This is a genomic window from Ruegeria sp. CDSC054, assembly GCF_059610645.1.
Genome location: NZ_JBXWOA010000016.1, coordinates 20,872 through 33,450, shown reverse-complemented (window position 1 = coordinate 33,450; position 12,579 = coordinate 20,872). Strand labels below are relative to the sequence as shown.

The 12,579-nt window shown below is 53.0% G+C and carries 16 protein-coding genes; 5 read left to right on the top strand and 11 right to left on the bottom strand.

What is annotated here, in order from left to right; genetic code table 11:
• Positions 1-42: 42 nt before the first annotated feature.
• The 7 genes from AC2FGC_RS21395 to AC2FGC_RS21365 form a co-directional block, all read right to left on the bottom strand.
• Positions 43-630 carry a hypothetical protein gene (locus AC2FGC_RS21395; protein WP_496770090.1) on the bottom strand — a complete coding sequence of 196 codons (588 nt, stop codon included), beginning with the start codon at positions 628-630 and terminating at the stop codon, positions 43-45.
• A gap of 417 nt (positions 631-1,047) precedes the next feature.
• Entirely contained in the window at positions 1,048-2,073 is a 1,026-nt protein-coding gene (locus AC2FGC_RS21390; RefSeq protein ID WP_496783393.1) for a fatty acid desaturase, read from the bottom strand.
• 48 nt (positions 2,074-2,121) lie between these two features.
• Positions 2,122-2,328: a cold-shock protein gene (locus tag AC2FGC_RS21385; RefSeq protein WP_496770095.1), complete on the bottom strand. Its 207-nt coding sequence runs from the start codon at positions 2,326-2,328 to the stop codon at positions 2,122-2,124.
• Positions 2,329-2,967: 639 nt separating this feature from the next.
• On the bottom strand, positions 2,968-3,210 hold the full coding sequence (locus AC2FGC_RS21380) for a hypothetical protein (RefSeq protein ID WP_299664525.1): 243 nt from the start codon (positions 3,208-3,210) through the stop codon (positions 2,968-2,970).
• Between the two features lie 14 nt (positions 3,211-3,224).
• Positions 3,225-3,746 (bottom strand): hypothetical protein, encoded by a 522-nt coding sequence (locus tag AC2FGC_RS21375; RefSeq protein ID WP_496783391.1) that lies wholly within the window; start codon positions 3,744-3,746, stop codon positions 3,225-3,227.
• 707 nt (positions 3,747-4,453) lie between these two features.
• Complete coding sequence (locus AC2FGC_RS21370; protein ID WP_176865328.1) at positions 4,454-4,807, bottom strand: hypothetical protein; 354 nt, start codon at positions 4,805-4,807, stop codon at positions 4,454-4,456.
• Between the two features lie 59 nt (positions 4,808-4,866).
• Entirely contained in the window at positions 4,867-5,118 is a 252-nt protein-coding gene (locus AC2FGC_RS21365) for a hypothetical protein (protein ID WP_282121187.1), read from the bottom strand.
• Positions 5,119-5,463: 345 nt separating this feature from the next.
• Between AC2FGC_RS21365 and AC2FGC_RS21360 the strand changes: the two genes are divergently transcribed.
• Both AC2FGC_RS21360 and AC2FGC_RS21355 read left to right on the top strand, forming a co-directional pair.
• On the top strand, positions 5,464-5,826 hold the full coding sequence (locus AC2FGC_RS21360; protein WP_496783389.1) for a hypothetical protein: 363 nt from the start codon (positions 5,464-5,466) through the stop codon (positions 5,824-5,826).
• A gap of 226 nt (positions 5,827-6,052) precedes the next feature.
• The gene (locus tag AC2FGC_RS21355) at positions 6,053-6,253 is read left to right on the top strand and encodes a hypothetical protein (protein ID WP_496707558.1); all 201 of its coding nucleotides are present in this window, start codon (positions 6,053-6,055) and stop codon (positions 6,251-6,253) included.
• Positions 6,254-6,308: 55 nt separating this feature from the next.
• Here the strand turns inward: AC2FGC_RS21355 and AC2FGC_RS21350 are convergent, their stop codons facing one another.
• Positions 6,309-7,040 (bottom strand): Crp/Fnr family transcriptional regulator, encoded by a 732-nt coding sequence (locus AC2FGC_RS21350; protein WP_496707556.1) that lies wholly within the window; start codon positions 7,038-7,040, stop codon positions 6,309-6,311.
• 155 nt (positions 7,041-7,195) lie between these two features.
• Here AC2FGC_RS21350 and AC2FGC_RS21345 point away from each other — a divergent pair, with 155 nt between their 5' ends.
• Both AC2FGC_RS21345 and AC2FGC_RS21340 read left to right on the top strand, forming a co-directional pair.
• Positions 7,196-7,432 (top strand): hypothetical protein, encoded by a 237-nt coding sequence (locus tag AC2FGC_RS21345; protein ID WP_299664513.1) that lies wholly within the window; start codon positions 7,196-7,198, stop codon positions 7,430-7,432.
• Positions 7,433-7,449: 17 nt separating this feature from the next.
• Entirely contained in the window at positions 7,450-7,839 is a 390-nt protein-coding gene (locus AC2FGC_RS21340; RefSeq protein ID WP_496737249.1) for a fatty acid desaturase, read from the top strand.
• Between the two features lie 399 nt (positions 7,840-8,238).
• Here the strand turns inward: AC2FGC_RS21340 and groL are convergent, their stop codons facing one another.
• From groL to AC2FGC_RS21325, 3 genes are all read right to left on the bottom strand, one after another.
• Positions 8,239-9,861 carry a chaperonin GroEL gene (gene groL, locus AC2FGC_RS21335; RefSeq protein WP_496707552.1) on the bottom strand — a complete coding sequence of 541 codons (1,623 nt, stop codon included), beginning with the start codon at positions 9,859-9,861 and terminating at the stop codon, positions 8,239-8,241.
• A 259-nt stretch (positions 9,862-10,120) separates the two neighbouring features.
• Complete coding sequence (locus tag AC2FGC_RS21330) at positions 10,121-10,360, bottom strand: hypothetical protein (protein WP_282121193.1); 240 nt, start codon at positions 10,358-10,360, stop codon at positions 10,121-10,123.
• 272 nt (positions 10,361-10,632) lie between these two features.
• Positions 10,633-10,884 carry a DDE-type integrase/transposase/recombinase gene (locus tag AC2FGC_RS21325; protein ID WP_366524170.1) on the bottom strand — a complete coding sequence of 84 codons (252 nt, stop codon included), beginning with the start codon at positions 10,882-10,884 and terminating at the stop codon, positions 10,633-10,635.
• 402 nt (positions 10,885-11,286) lie between these two features.
• On the opposite strand from AC2FGC_RS21325, the gene AC2FGC_RS21320 reads away from it, so the two are divergent.
• Positions 11,287-12,525 (top strand): class I SAM-dependent methyltransferase, encoded by a 1,239-nt coding sequence (locus AC2FGC_RS21320; RefSeq protein WP_496783387.1) that lies wholly within the window; start codon positions 11,287-11,289, stop codon positions 12,523-12,525.
• Positions 12,526-12,579 lie beyond the last annotated feature (54 nt).

Sequence of the window (12,579 nt, the reverse complement as noted above, 5' to 3'; positions counted from 1 at the left end):
GCTCCCCAGATCGCCTGACAGAGTTGCGGCATTGCCTTTGAGTTATGATCCATCCAGCTCAAGCCCCGCGATACAGGCATCTGCAAGGTCACGGCTTGGCGTTTCCGACCCCGGCAACGTAGCCCAACCCGTATCCATCATAGCCTTGCGGCGACTGAAGCCAGAGGCCTCTTGGAGGGTTACGATTATTTCTTCGCGCTTGGGGTCAGCAGCTGACCTGTTCAGGCAAACCGGCACCATCGCGAGCGTCACTTCTTCGCTTGCATGGTCCTTCGCCAATTCTTGAGCGCCACCGCTGGTTGTCCACCCGCCCCAGGTAAAGCCAAGGATTGAGACCGCAATCGCACCACACAAAGCACCGTAGATGCCTGGTTTCGTCCATTCTGGAAATGTCATTTTAGATCCTCTGGCGGAGAAAGCGCCGCCTCGCTGTTTTGTGTCTTTTTGCGCAACCTTGATCTCGAGCCCGCGCCATACCCAGGGCGTGATGACCGATAGGCGCAGTTCGGGCTGCTGGAATTTCAATTGATCAACAGTTGCGTTGTGGTTCTTTGGCAAGCCTTCGGTGCGTCTGATCACCACAAACGGATCGACAAACGTCACAAGCGATGTGGTTGTGCGCGAAAACATCGGCAACCTTCCCAAACATCAGATCCAAGTAGAGGACGTGACAGCTGAATTTTCATGATGGAAGAACTTAGTTCACTCTAGCAGGCGATACGCCCAGGCCGCAGAAAACCAGAACTTTAGTGGACTTAACATAACCACTTGGCGACGGTATTACAACGTTCATCGGCCTAACACTTTTTCCAAGTCCCAGGATGCCGATGAAAGAAATTGTTTCAATCTGGCATTCGCCTTGTGTATCGGCAAATTCGTGACCACTTATGTAGCCTCATTAGCATGCCACTCTGAAGCCGACATTCGCTGCATCACAAAGAACAGGTAATGAGGGCTCTGACCGATCTCCACCGTCTAAAGGCCGTTCGAGCACTTAGTGAGGATACAATCGAAGCATACCTCGTGCGCGCCAGACTACATTGAAAGTTATGCAGTTTTGGCGTGCGATAACGCCTCAGAAAATGTCAGCAGGCGTTGACGGCTTTCGTCCCAAAGGTGCAGCCGCGCACAGTGCAGGCTTTCATAGAGCGTAATGCGCTGACAATCGGCGAGTTCACCGTGATCGCGCAGCACTTCATCAAGTCTGTAAAAAGGTATCCGGCTGGCCATGTGATGAACATGGTGCACACCTATATTCGCAGTGAACCAGCGTAGAGGACCAGGTAGGGCATAGTGAGAGCTGCCATAGAATGCTGCATGCTGTAGTTTCCACTGCTCTTCGTGTTCCCAGGTTGTGTGCTCGAATTGATGCTGGATGTAGAAAAGCCAGACACCGATTGAAGCAGCTAAAATCATTGTGGGGAGAAACACAAACAACAGTGCATCCACACCTCCGACCCAATAGACTCCACCCAAAACAGTAGCTATCACAACGTTTGTCGCCATTGCGCTTAGCCAATACTGCCAGCCAGCATGCATTAATCCGACGGGCAGCCGATATAGGATAAAAAACGTATAGATTGGGACGACGCCAAACATGAACAATGGGTGTCGAACCAATCGATACAAGGCGCGTCCGATCCACTTCCGGTTCACATATTCGTCGACAGTCAAGGTCGGTAAGTCTCCGATACCGCGCCGATCCAGATTACCGGTTGAAGAATGGTGAATTGCATGGGTTTGGCGCCAGACATCATATGGTGTGAGCGCCAGAACACCCAGAAACCGGCCTGTCCAATTGCAAAGTACACGGCTTTTGAAAAACGCCCCATGACCGCAATCGTGCATGATTATGAACAAGCGGACCAGGAAGGCGGCATTCAATATTGCCAGCGAAGTGGAGATCCAAACGCTAATGGACAATGCATGCCACGCAGCGACCCATAACACAACAAAAGGTATAACAGTGATTGTCAATTCGAAGACACTGCGTCCGGTGTTCGGTGCGCGGTATTGCGCGAGAACTCTAGTCCAATCCTGAGGTTGCAACCTGGTGGCCCTCCGATCTCTCATCGGACTTAAATGTCCAAACGGGCACCCATAAGGGTGCCCATAAAACGTTTAGGCCAGCGCCAAGTTAGCGGCGTTATCGCGCCCGTCACGACCAGATTCCAAATCAAAAGTGACCTTCTGGCCATCCTGAAGTTCACTGATGCCGGACCGCTCAAGCGCCGAAATATGTACGAATACGTCGTTCTTGCCATTTTCCGGTTCAATGAAGCCGAAACCTTTGGTTGAGTTGAACCATTTCACGGTGCCATTTGCCATGGTGTAAGTCTCCTAATATCAGCCGCCCGCACTATTGCGACGGCTCGGCGTGGTCGGTCTGAATCGAAAGACTGAACGCCGATTTTGGGAGACAGCAGGTCGAAAAAGAAAAACGTTAGCCCAGTATAGATGGGCTGCTGGGGAGCATCAAACAAGCCTTGATCCCCCGAAGAGTTGCACGATCTTGAAAAGATTAAGCTAACCGATGGGCTGGTACGGAAAATCAGGGTGAAGAGGTCTTATACACCAATAACATCGCCTGAAATATGATCAAGCTTGGGCGGTTGCACTGTTGTCAGAAATTAACGACGCCGAGCTAACCCAGGTCTAACCGACACACCGTTTCGCCAAGCGTTCAGTCCTTTGCAGCGCCGACAAATCCGCTCCCCAAATGGGCTCTCTACCGACATCGGAGGCGTCACAGCATTCCCAACCAAGACACCAATTTGCCGGTCATGGACGGCCCATAGCTGCCGCCGGTCAGCCGACCTAAATGCTGCATCGCAGCCCATCAAACCGGCCATTCGCTGCGCGGGCGAGATCCGTGCGTTGTGATAGGTAGGCACCGCGGACGAAGGGGGCTTTCGCATTATCTCGGACAACGACGCCAGGCAGCCCTAAAAACAATCAAGGGATCTATCACGACCGGCCGCCAGAGCGGCGACCTTGACTGACGCCTTCCGGCACGGCCGCGCGCCAAGCAGAGGTGGCCTTGCAGCGGGAACAGATGCGTTCGCCAAAACCTTCGCTCCAGAAAGAGGATTTGCAGCGCAAGCAGAACCGTTCCTTTGGCGCATCTGCAAGCGCACGCTTTGGCGGGTCCGAGACGATGAATTCCTTCTTCTTTTGCATCAGTTCCTCGCGTTTCGTTGATTCAGGCATTCGCTTCTTCAACTTCATTCGGGCATAGGCGAAGTGGACTGTTGGCATGGCATCCCTTCATTTTCGGCGTTCTGAATTTCAGAGCTGTCCTGCGAAAAAACTTGCGGGGTATCGTCTTTGGGACTTTGGTCAACGAGATCGATATTCTCCCGCGTTGTCCGCGATCCCGAGTAAAGATGGCGCAATTGGGCCTCGGATACCCCGTCGGCCTGCATCACAAGCTGCACCATTGGGTCTGCCAGCATTTCTTCCAGAAAAACATCAGACAGCTCTCTTCCTGAAAGCTTGTCCTTCGCGCGGGCATTGTCGAGATCAATCAATGAAACGGTTAGGCTCCGGGTTAATCCCGGATGGGAAATGCGTGGATGCAGGTGGACAACAACCGAGGCCTTCCAAGCTTCCGGGTCTTGGTGATCCGGAGGCGAGGTGAGTTCGGTCTCGATTTCATACTCGCCGGCGGGGAGCGTTTCTGCGAAACCGGGCACTGTGAATGGCCAGTCGAAAACTGCGATGGTCTTGCTGAATTGGTCATCCATTGCGGTGGTCCTTTCGATTAAGGGCCAGGTAGGGCTCGCCAGCCCGTTCCGGCGCGACTCTCGGGGTTTTTCGAGATTGGCTGAACCGGCCTTTGCCGCCCTGATTGTCGGTTTCCTTATTCGACGGTTCAGCAGGACGGCAGACCTAATAGCCAGGTCATTGAAAGACATGATCCCAATCGATTTCGGATTTTCCACTGAGACCTCGGTGCGTCGGTCAGACCCGAAAATTCGCACGTAGCCTATCAGTATATGGGGTTTGAAGGGCCGATTTACTACGGCGCGTTGCCAAGCAAATCAGCACATGACGCTCGGTATCGGACCGCGGAGCGCTATTTGAGAAGTTACAACAACTTCAAATTTAGGCAGGCTTCGCTATCCCCGTTAGTTTTGGCAAGTTTTCCTTGCATAGTCGAATTCTCGCGACATCCGGCGCGTTTATTGCCCCCAATAAGAGCGTTGTAGTTCATGCCTATTTTCATTTCGCGCCTGACGGGCCCGGTGAGTTTGGCTGAGCCGGTGTGATCGCTTGTTGCGCCGCGGTAGATTGTACTTGAGGGAAATTTCAGACTGCTTGCATCGGTATCCCACTTTCTAACATCAAGGGTCGAATAGGTTCCATGGTCGCTTTCTAGTTGCAATCCAAACATCCCACTTACCGTAGCAAACCAGTGTGAATTGACGAGGGCGGCCTTGACGCAATCATATTAAGATGCATCAAGGTTCAGCCCTTCTATGCACGCTTTGGCGAGATCGCGGTTCGGAGAATCGGAACCAGGCATGGTTGCCCAACCCGCATCCATCACGGCGTCGCGTCGCTTGTACGACGTGGCAGCCTGGATCGTTGCGAGCTTTGCTAAACGCTGATTATCCGTGCGGGACATGTCGTGGCAAATTGGCACGAGCGCCGCGATCACCTGGTCCCGCGCCATTTCGCTTGCCAACTTGTTCGCGCTTCCGCCAGTCATCCAGCCGCCCCAAGAGAATCCAACGACACCGACAAACACCGCGCCGAGCAGTGCGCCATACATACCGGGTTTCAGCCATTCAGGATTGGTCATATCAAGTCCTCCAGCGGAGAAAGCGCCGCTTCGCTATGTTGAATTGTTTCACAACGGGCCTAGTCGCAGGCAATGGCGTGCTCCAGATCCTTTTGTGTTGTCATGTGCATCGTTGTTTGACCGACATGACTCCCTCGACCCCTGACCATTAAGTAGGTCGCGGTGCGTCGGTAAGCCTCAAAGCTGACGCCTTGCAGCAACTCCTCCTCGAAGAGAATTTCATACGCGCCAGCCGGAAACACGATGTCGCTGTTTCCCAACCTGAAGGCATTGGTGAACGTCACCTTTGACCTGATCGAACGCGTGAGCATCCCATACCTCCGTTGAATTGATCGCTGGATTTCCGGCACCGACCATGGTCGGCCGCATCAGTCCAGATGCCCCGTCAAGTCACAGCACTTAGGGCTATATTATTCCCAACCCACGGGCTTTATGCTGATCGAAGTTAGTACCCATCAGGTTCTTTACTGTCAGGATGTGTGCAACTACCTCACCCCCGACAATCGGGGCTAGAAGGTGGCGCATCCAGGCAGATGCAAGTCTTTGCGCCTTGCAGCAATCAAGCAATATTGAATGCGGTATCCAACGCGTTGATCGGTATCTTTGTCCCAACGATTTTTGTCGAGCGCCGCTCCCCCAGCCCGAAAGGAAAAATCATGTCTGTATCAGATGTTCTTCGCCCGGATGGCTCCGACTACGACCCTTTCCTGCTTGCAGAAGTGGGTGAAGACAAAACCGGTGCAACAGTCACGGTTTTGTCAGCCCTTGCGCGTCTCGGGCTCGAGCCTTGGACCGAGGCTCGTGAGCTTACACTTCTGGGCCGGGATGCAGCGCATGCCCGGCTGAAAGCACATCTTTCGACAGTCAGAGATGTACCCACGCTTGATCATGCGAGCGGCAGCGTGGCGACAAAGTTGGTGGCCTTGTTACCTAAGCGCGTGTCGCATCGCGTTTCGAAATTGCCTGAGACAATAAAGTATACCGGCCCCCGGGTCCCGATCTATTGGATGCTGATTTAACTCATGGGCGCTCTGATACTTGCGCGGATCTTTTATCTCGCTCAAGCGGGCTAACCTGCGTCAGTACGAAGGCGCTCTGAAACCCGTTAGGTAACATGTGTCCGCTGTGTATTTGGTTGGCATTTTTTTTGAGTATCTGAGGGGCGCGGGGAACATGGAGCTCCCCAAAAGGGCTGTATGAGTCTCGTGCTTCTTATTCTCGGACCGTCCAGGAAAGGACATTCCAATGAATGATGAAGACCAGAGTCAGGAAAACCACGCCGTCAAGCACATGGCCTCCGTCAAGGCCGCCTGGGACAAAGCGCCTGAAGGCCCCAAAAAGGCGACGGCATTGAAACACTATCAGGCCGCTGAAAGTGCCCATGAAGCCGAAAATGACGAAGAGGCTCACAAGAAACTCAAGGAAGCCAGTCGGGCGCTGATGTAACGTCACGCGTTGGAGATGCAAGCAGGATCGTCCAAAACCAGATTGTGGGACCCAATCAGGCCAGAAGCGGCCGCTTCTGATCCAGATACGCTGGATCGAAATCCGCCAGTTTAACCAGACCCTCATAGTTATTGAACGTCACAAACCCATCCCGAAATGTAACCAACTCGTCCTCCCTGAGTTTGCGCAGGACGCGGTTGACGTGAATGGCGCTCAATCCCAGTGCATCGGCAAGATGGTACTGTGTGAGCGGGCAGGCATAGCCTTTCTTGCTGCCCATCCCCACAAGCGACAGCCTGACTCCCAGTTCCAGTAGGAAATGTGCCATGCGCGCATCCGCATCACGCCGCCCAAGCCCGACAAGATGTTCGACAACCATCGCTTCGTCGCGTGACACGGCCCATAAAACTGCAGTGGCCAGCCGAGGTGTCTCTGCGAAGGCTTGCAAAAGATCACTCACCAGAACCTCGGCGGCTTCGATATCAACAATCGGCTCAATGCCATGGTCTGAAGTGTGCAACAAAACGCTGCGCAGCCCAAGGAAATCCCCAGGAATCTGGAAATCGACGATTTGGCGTGATCCGTCAGGCTGAATCTTATATGAAACAACCCAGCCTGCGGCGAGGATATAGGCAGCCTGTTCCGATTGTCCCTGATGAACAAGATCTCGGCCAGCCTCAAAGGTTCTCCTCCGCTGGTGCAATTGTTCCAAAACGGCCAGTTCCGCCTCTGCCAAGGCAACAAATGCCGAGAGTTTCTGTGTTAGCGGGCTGGTGTTGGTGTTCATCGTTGGATTTCCCCGAGCCTGCAAAGACTCTACGAAGAATTTGGTATTGAGGCTACTTTCGATCAGTCCAAAATACCAAAACTCATATGACAATAGAAAAACCATCACCACCTCGCCTGGTCACGAATCCAATGACTTTAAAAGGAATGACCCCAATGTCAGACCACCAAGATCCCGCAGGCATGGCTGCACTCTCGATCTGCGAGGCTCTTCTACTTGCCTTAAACGATCTCAATCTTCTTCAGGAACGTGAGATCGTCGGGGTTTTGCGCGATGCTGCCGTGACCCACGAGTGTGCCAATGGTTCGGAATTAGAGCTAGAAACCCATTCGGCAGTCGCCAAATTGATCAACGAGATTATTGTCAGCGGTAACTTCTCGCGCCGATCTTAGATCACGCGGCCGGATACTTGGACGTCCTGTTGTTCGTGTTTCTACCGACGATGCTCCTCGCTGCAATTGCTGGTATGTGGTTCTTTTACCTGCAGCACCAGTTCGAGGATACCAGTTGGCAGCGGGAAAATGATTGGAGCATTCTGGATGCGGCGCTTGAAGGCAGTTCACACTATGCACTGCCCGGAATGCTGCGCTGGATCACCGGGAATACCGGAGTTCACCATGTTCATAATCTGGCCAGCCGTATCCCGTTCTATCGTCTTCCCGAGGTCCTTCGAGGTCATGACGTCCTTGCCAACACCCGGCGCATCACTCTCCGCGATAGCTTGCGCTTCTCAAGCCTCGCGCTCTGGGACGAAACCGAACGCATCGTTATAGTGAGTTATGAATCAATCCGGGTATAGATCAGAAACTTCGGAAACCAAATTGCGAAGCATGCCAAAGCGGCGCTCCAATGGCCTTCGGACACCATGGGCCGGAGTTGCGGCTATTGCCCATGTCTCCATCCCTTCCTAACGACGCGAATCCTGCACGCACTGCTGTGGTTCAATCTTCGTCTTGCGACTATGAAAATTACTTTTTCTTATTCCCGATCCTGACCGGCCTCTGACCCTTTGTGAAATCGGCCGTCGCCACGATTTTTTCCTTTGGTTTCTTTGGCTTTTTAACTTCGCGGTTGCCGCGCCTCTTGTCACCTTTTGACATCTAAATTCCTTTCAGGTTGGTTTCTCTCAATACGTTTGCATGTTACAAATCGACCGACTGCATTGAGGTGGTCCCGTCGTTGGGTCAAAAGACCTGCGTCACGCCCTCAAGGGTCCCAAATCTGATGCAGTTCCAGACCTGTTGGGTTTTTGTGCGACCATCGCCTCGGTTGTGATCAGAAGGCTTGCAATCGACGCCGCATCTTCCAGAGCAACCCGGACAACTTTGGTGGGGTCAATGATCCCCGCTGTCAGCATGTCGACATAAGTTTCCGTTTGAGCGTCGAACCCGAAGGATGGGTTTTCGCTTTCGATGATCTTTGCCGCGACGACCGATCCGTCCACGCCGGCATTTTCGACAATCTGGCGCAGCGGTGCCTGGATTGATCGCCGGACGATCCTGATGCCGGCATCCTGGTCGGAGTTGGCACCTTTAAGGGTCGCAAGCGCTTTGTCTGAATGGAGCAGCGCAACACCACCGCCTGGAACAACACCTTCCTGAACCGCCGCGCGAGTGGCGTTCAACGCGTCGTCAACCCGGTCTTTGCGTTCCGTTACCTCAATCTCCGTGGCCCCTCCGACCCGGATGATGGCGACCCCGCCTGTCAGTTTAGCAAGACGACTCTGCAGCTTTTCCCGTTCGTAGTCGGACGTCGTATCTTCGATTTGGGAGCGAATCTGGGCGACCCGTGAAGTGATTGCTGATTTGTCGCCAGCGCCATCAATGACGGTCGTATCGTCCTTTGAGATGACGACTTTCTTTGCGGCACCGAGCATGTCCAGCGTGACGGTTTCAAGCTTGGCCCCCAAATCGGTCGAGATCACTTGACCGCCCGTCAGGATCGCGAGATCCTCCAGCATCTCCCTGCGGCTATCCCCAAACCCAGGCGCCTTCACGGCGGCAACTTTCAATCCACCACGAAGCTTGTTGACCACAAGCATGGCCAGCGCATCGCCCTCCACGTCCTCGGCAACAACCAGAAGCTGCTTTTCGGCTTCCATGACTGCTTCGAGGAACGGCACCATGTCGGCAAGAGACGACAACTTGCTCTCGTGGAACAGTATAACGCAGTCTTCCAGCTCTACGCTCATCTTGACCACATTTGTTATGAAATATGGGCTAAGGTAACCGCGATCGAAATTCATACCTTCGACCACTTCGGTTTCGGTCTCCAATCCCTTGCTCTCTTCAACCGTGATTACGCCTTCAGTGCCGACCGCAGCCATCGCATGGGCGATCTGACGGCCAATCGCTATATCTCCGTTGGCGGAGATGGCCCCTACCTTCGCAATTTCGACACTGTCGCCAACCGGTCGGGACAGGTCCTTGATCTTTGCGGCGACGACCCGGACGGCTTGTTCAATACCTCGCTTCAGATCCATCGGATTCATGCCAGCGGCAACGGCCTTCATCCCTTCCTTGACGATCGCCTGAGCCAGTACGGTAGCAGTGGTTGTGCCGTCGCCAGCCTCTTCGTTGGTGCGGGACGCGACTTCCTTCACCATCTGGGCTCCCATGTTTTCAAAGTGATCCGGAAGCTCGAATTCTTTGGCAACAGTAACGCCGTCCTTGGTGATACGCGGGGCACCGTGGGATCTGTCCAAAATGACGTTTCGACCTTTTGGACCAAGAGTGATCCTGACGGTGTTCGCCAGCATGTTGATCCCTGTTAGCATTCGGCTGCGCGCATCAGCACTGAATTTGACGTCTTTGGCGGACATGTCGGGAACTCCCTGAGACAAGGATTGGATGATGGTCTGCTGCGTCGGAAAAGACCGTCTGGTCCATGGTCTTTTCGTCTTCGTCGAAAAGGCGACGCTAAGTGAACGGCTTCGAAGCACTCCTTTTTAAGGTTTGCCGAGCAGAACAGCACTGGACGGAGGCGTGCTGATCGGGCGAGTTTCATTCGGGCGGGAGCGGTGGCGGATTCTTTTTCGGGTCCACTTCAAAGGTCGGGAGTCAAACCACTACCGCGCGGTGTCACAAACATCGAACCGTGTTTTTGGTGACTATGATCGCGTTAATCAAGTCAGCAACGGCCTGATGGCATTTTGTTTCCAATCCTATTGTTGGAGCGTTTTCGTGAGCCGTCACCGCGGCGCGTAATTCCCTCGCGGCTTGGCGTTCCGGAAGCAATTTTTGATTATTCAAGGAGAGCGATGGTGCCTCATAGATCGAGAGTGCCGCTATTCCTGCAAACTCTGTTGGGTCAGACATCATGGGCCGTTCCTGTCGCGTTAACTCATCAGGACCAGAAGTGGGCTCGATGAATTCAACCATCGTTGCAGAATTTTCTGCATGTTGGACTGATTGAAAGCAGCTTCGCGTCGAATTTTCTCGTGAAATTTTCGCCGCACTTGGATGACCCAATAAAAACAATCGAAAACAGACCTCTCACTCGAAAACTATCTGCAATCGTCGCTCTTTCGGGTGCTGAACGGTTGTGTTGCAAACTTTTAGAACGGCCAGAGTTAACGACATGCTGGACACATTTATCCAGCGATCACACCAAACAACCGAAAGCCCAAAGTTGTAGCGCTAGAGAGCTGCTTCATTCGGATCATATAGACGACTTCAATGCCATCCAAGTTAGCGGACGCAGATGCGAAAGATTTGAACCCACACATGCGCCGAACACGCTGTATTTTGAACTGATGTTCTTGCTCGATCAGTCTATTCAGGAGTTTCGACCTTATTGTCTGTACTTTAACCGGGCAACCAAATCGCCTCAAGTTCCTGTTCACTTCTTGAAATACCTGCTGCGTTGGCTCCGCTCTTATCGATTACGGTTTTGCCAGTGCTTCCGATTGACTACAACGCTTTGGCAAAGAACTTGGTTGCTGCGAGACCGTTCCATCGCTCAGGCAGCACGAAATCATGGGTGTTCCCTGTCACCTGCTTTATCGACAGTTCGATAAAGGCGCATCCAATTGCCGCGAACACGCAGTTAAATCCGGTCCATGCGCCAGGAATTCAGCACAGGGTGCCTTTTCGATTGTGCTCGCGCGGCGATCATCGGCGAGTATTTGGGAACCTACCTATTCAATGTGGCGTTATCTACGCGCACGACCGACCGCTCTGCGGACACTAAGCGGACATAACTTGCTCCTTCAACTTGTGCGATTGCCATGGAGTGTAGTCTAATCGTGGAAGCATTGGAGGACGTCACATTGTGGGTGTCATTGCTTGACCGCCTTTTGACCAAGATCATCCAAGAAGGTGAGCTTGCGGTGACTTGGCCGGATGGGCGTTGCAGCACCTATGGCCGCGGAAAAGGGCCCAGTTCAGCCATAACCCTCCACGACAAAGCGCTTCCGCGCAAATTGGTAATGAACGGCGATCTCGCCTTGGGCGAAGCCTATATGGATGAGACTCTCACAATTTCGCAAAACGATTTACGCGGCTTTGTTTCGCTAATTGTGCGCAATGCGAACAACTATGGTGGTGGGCGTTACGGCACGTCGGTCACAGGGCTGCGCAAGTCACTTAGACGTATCGCACAGTATAATCCCGTTCATATCGCGCGCAGAAATGTCGAACATCATTATGACCTTTCCGCTGATCTCTATGAACTTTTTCTTGACCAAGACCTTCAATATACCTGCGCCTATTTCTCAGATCCGGTGCAAAGCATCGAAGAGGCCCAGGTAGCAAAGAAGGCGCACATAGCCAAGAAGCTCTTAATCGAACCAGGAATGACAGTGATGGATATCGGCTGTGGTTGGGGCGGCATGTCAATTACCATGGCGCGAGACTATGGAGCGAAGGTGGTTGGTGTGACCTTGTCCAAAGTGCAGTTGGAATATGCAAAAAGCAGAGCCGAAGCGGCCGGTGTCGGGAATATGGTCGAATTTCGCCTGATCGACTATCGAGAGGTCGACGAAGAATTTGATCGTATCGTTGTGGTCGGAATGATGGAGCATGTTGGTCGGCCCCAATATCCAACATTTTTTCGCAAACTGCGTGAGAATCTGAAACCGGATGGCGTCGCATTGGTGCATACAATCGGTCGATCCACCGCACCCGGTCGAACGTCGCCATGGATTCACAAATACATTTTTCCCGGCGGATATGCACCATCAATGTCCGAAGCCATGAAGGAGATTGAAAAGCAGGACTTGGTGACCACAGATGTTGAAGTCTGGCGCGGCCACTACGCGCGAACGCTTCAATGTTGGCAGGAAAAGTTCGAGGCCAATCTGGAATCGATCCGCGACCTCTACGATGATCGGTTTCTGCGAATGTGGCGATACTATCTGATCGTATCCGAGATGGCCTTTTCGGAACAGGGCTTGGTTGTATTTCAGTTTCAGCTAAGCCGAGGTCAGATGGTTGTTCCTGTAACCAGAGATTATCTGTGCAAAACGTCTAATCAATCGGGCTGAACTCACGATTTGCGGGCCAATCCGCTATTCGCGGGACAGTCGGTCAAATTCCGC

Excerpts from the sequence above, each read along its gene's own strand:
- AC2FGC_RS21395 (WP_496770090.1), bottom strand. The coding sequence starts at position 630 with ATGTTTTCGCGCACAACCACATCGCTTGTGACGTTTGTCGATCCGTTT.
- AC2FGC_RS21390 (WP_496783393.1), bottom strand. The coding sequence starts at position 2,073 with ATGAGAGATCGGAGGGCCACCAGGTTGCAACCTCAGGATTGGACTAGA.
- AC2FGC_RS21385 (WP_496770095.1), bottom strand. The coding sequence starts at position 2,328 with ATGGCAAATGGCACCGTGAAATGGTTCAACTCAACCAAAGGTTTCGGC.
- AC2FGC_RS21380 (WP_299664525.1), bottom strand. The coding sequence starts at position 3,210 with ATGCCTGAATCAACGAAACGCGAGGAACTGATGCAAAAGAAGAAGGAA.
- AC2FGC_RS21375 (WP_496783391.1), bottom strand. The coding sequence starts at position 3,746 with ATGGATGACCAATTCAGCAAGACCATCGCAGTTTTCGACTGGCCATTC.
- AC2FGC_RS21370 (WP_176865328.1), bottom strand. The coding sequence starts at position 4,807 with ATGACCAATCCTGAATGGCTGAAACCCGGTATGTATGGCGCACTGCTC.
- AC2FGC_RS21365 (WP_282121187.1), bottom strand. The coding sequence starts at position 5,118 with ATGCTCACGCGTTCGATCAGGTCAAAGGTGACGTTCACCAATGCCTTC.
- AC2FGC_RS21360 (WP_496783389.1), top strand. The coding sequence starts at position 5,464 with ATGTCTGTATCAGATGTTCTTCGCCCGGATGGCTCCGACTACGACCCT.
- AC2FGC_RS21355 (WP_496707558.1), top strand. The coding sequence starts at position 6,053 with ATGAATGATGAAGACCAGAGTCAGGAAAACCACGCCGTCAAGCACATG.
- AC2FGC_RS21350 (WP_496707556.1), bottom strand. The coding sequence starts at position 7,040 with ATGAACACCAACACCAGCCCGCTAACACAGAAACTCTCGGCATTTGTT.
- AC2FGC_RS21345 (WP_299664513.1), top strand. The coding sequence starts at position 7,196 with ATGTCAGACCACCAAGATCCCGCAGGCATGGCTGCACTCTCGATCTGC.
- groL (WP_496707552.1), bottom strand. The coding sequence starts at position 9,861 with ATGTCCGCCAAAGACGTCAAATTCAGTGCTGATGCGCGCAGCCGAATG.
- AC2FGC_RS21330 (WP_282121193.1), bottom strand. The coding sequence starts at position 10,360 with ATGATGTCTGACCCAACAGAGTTTGCAGGAATAGCGGCACTCTCGATC.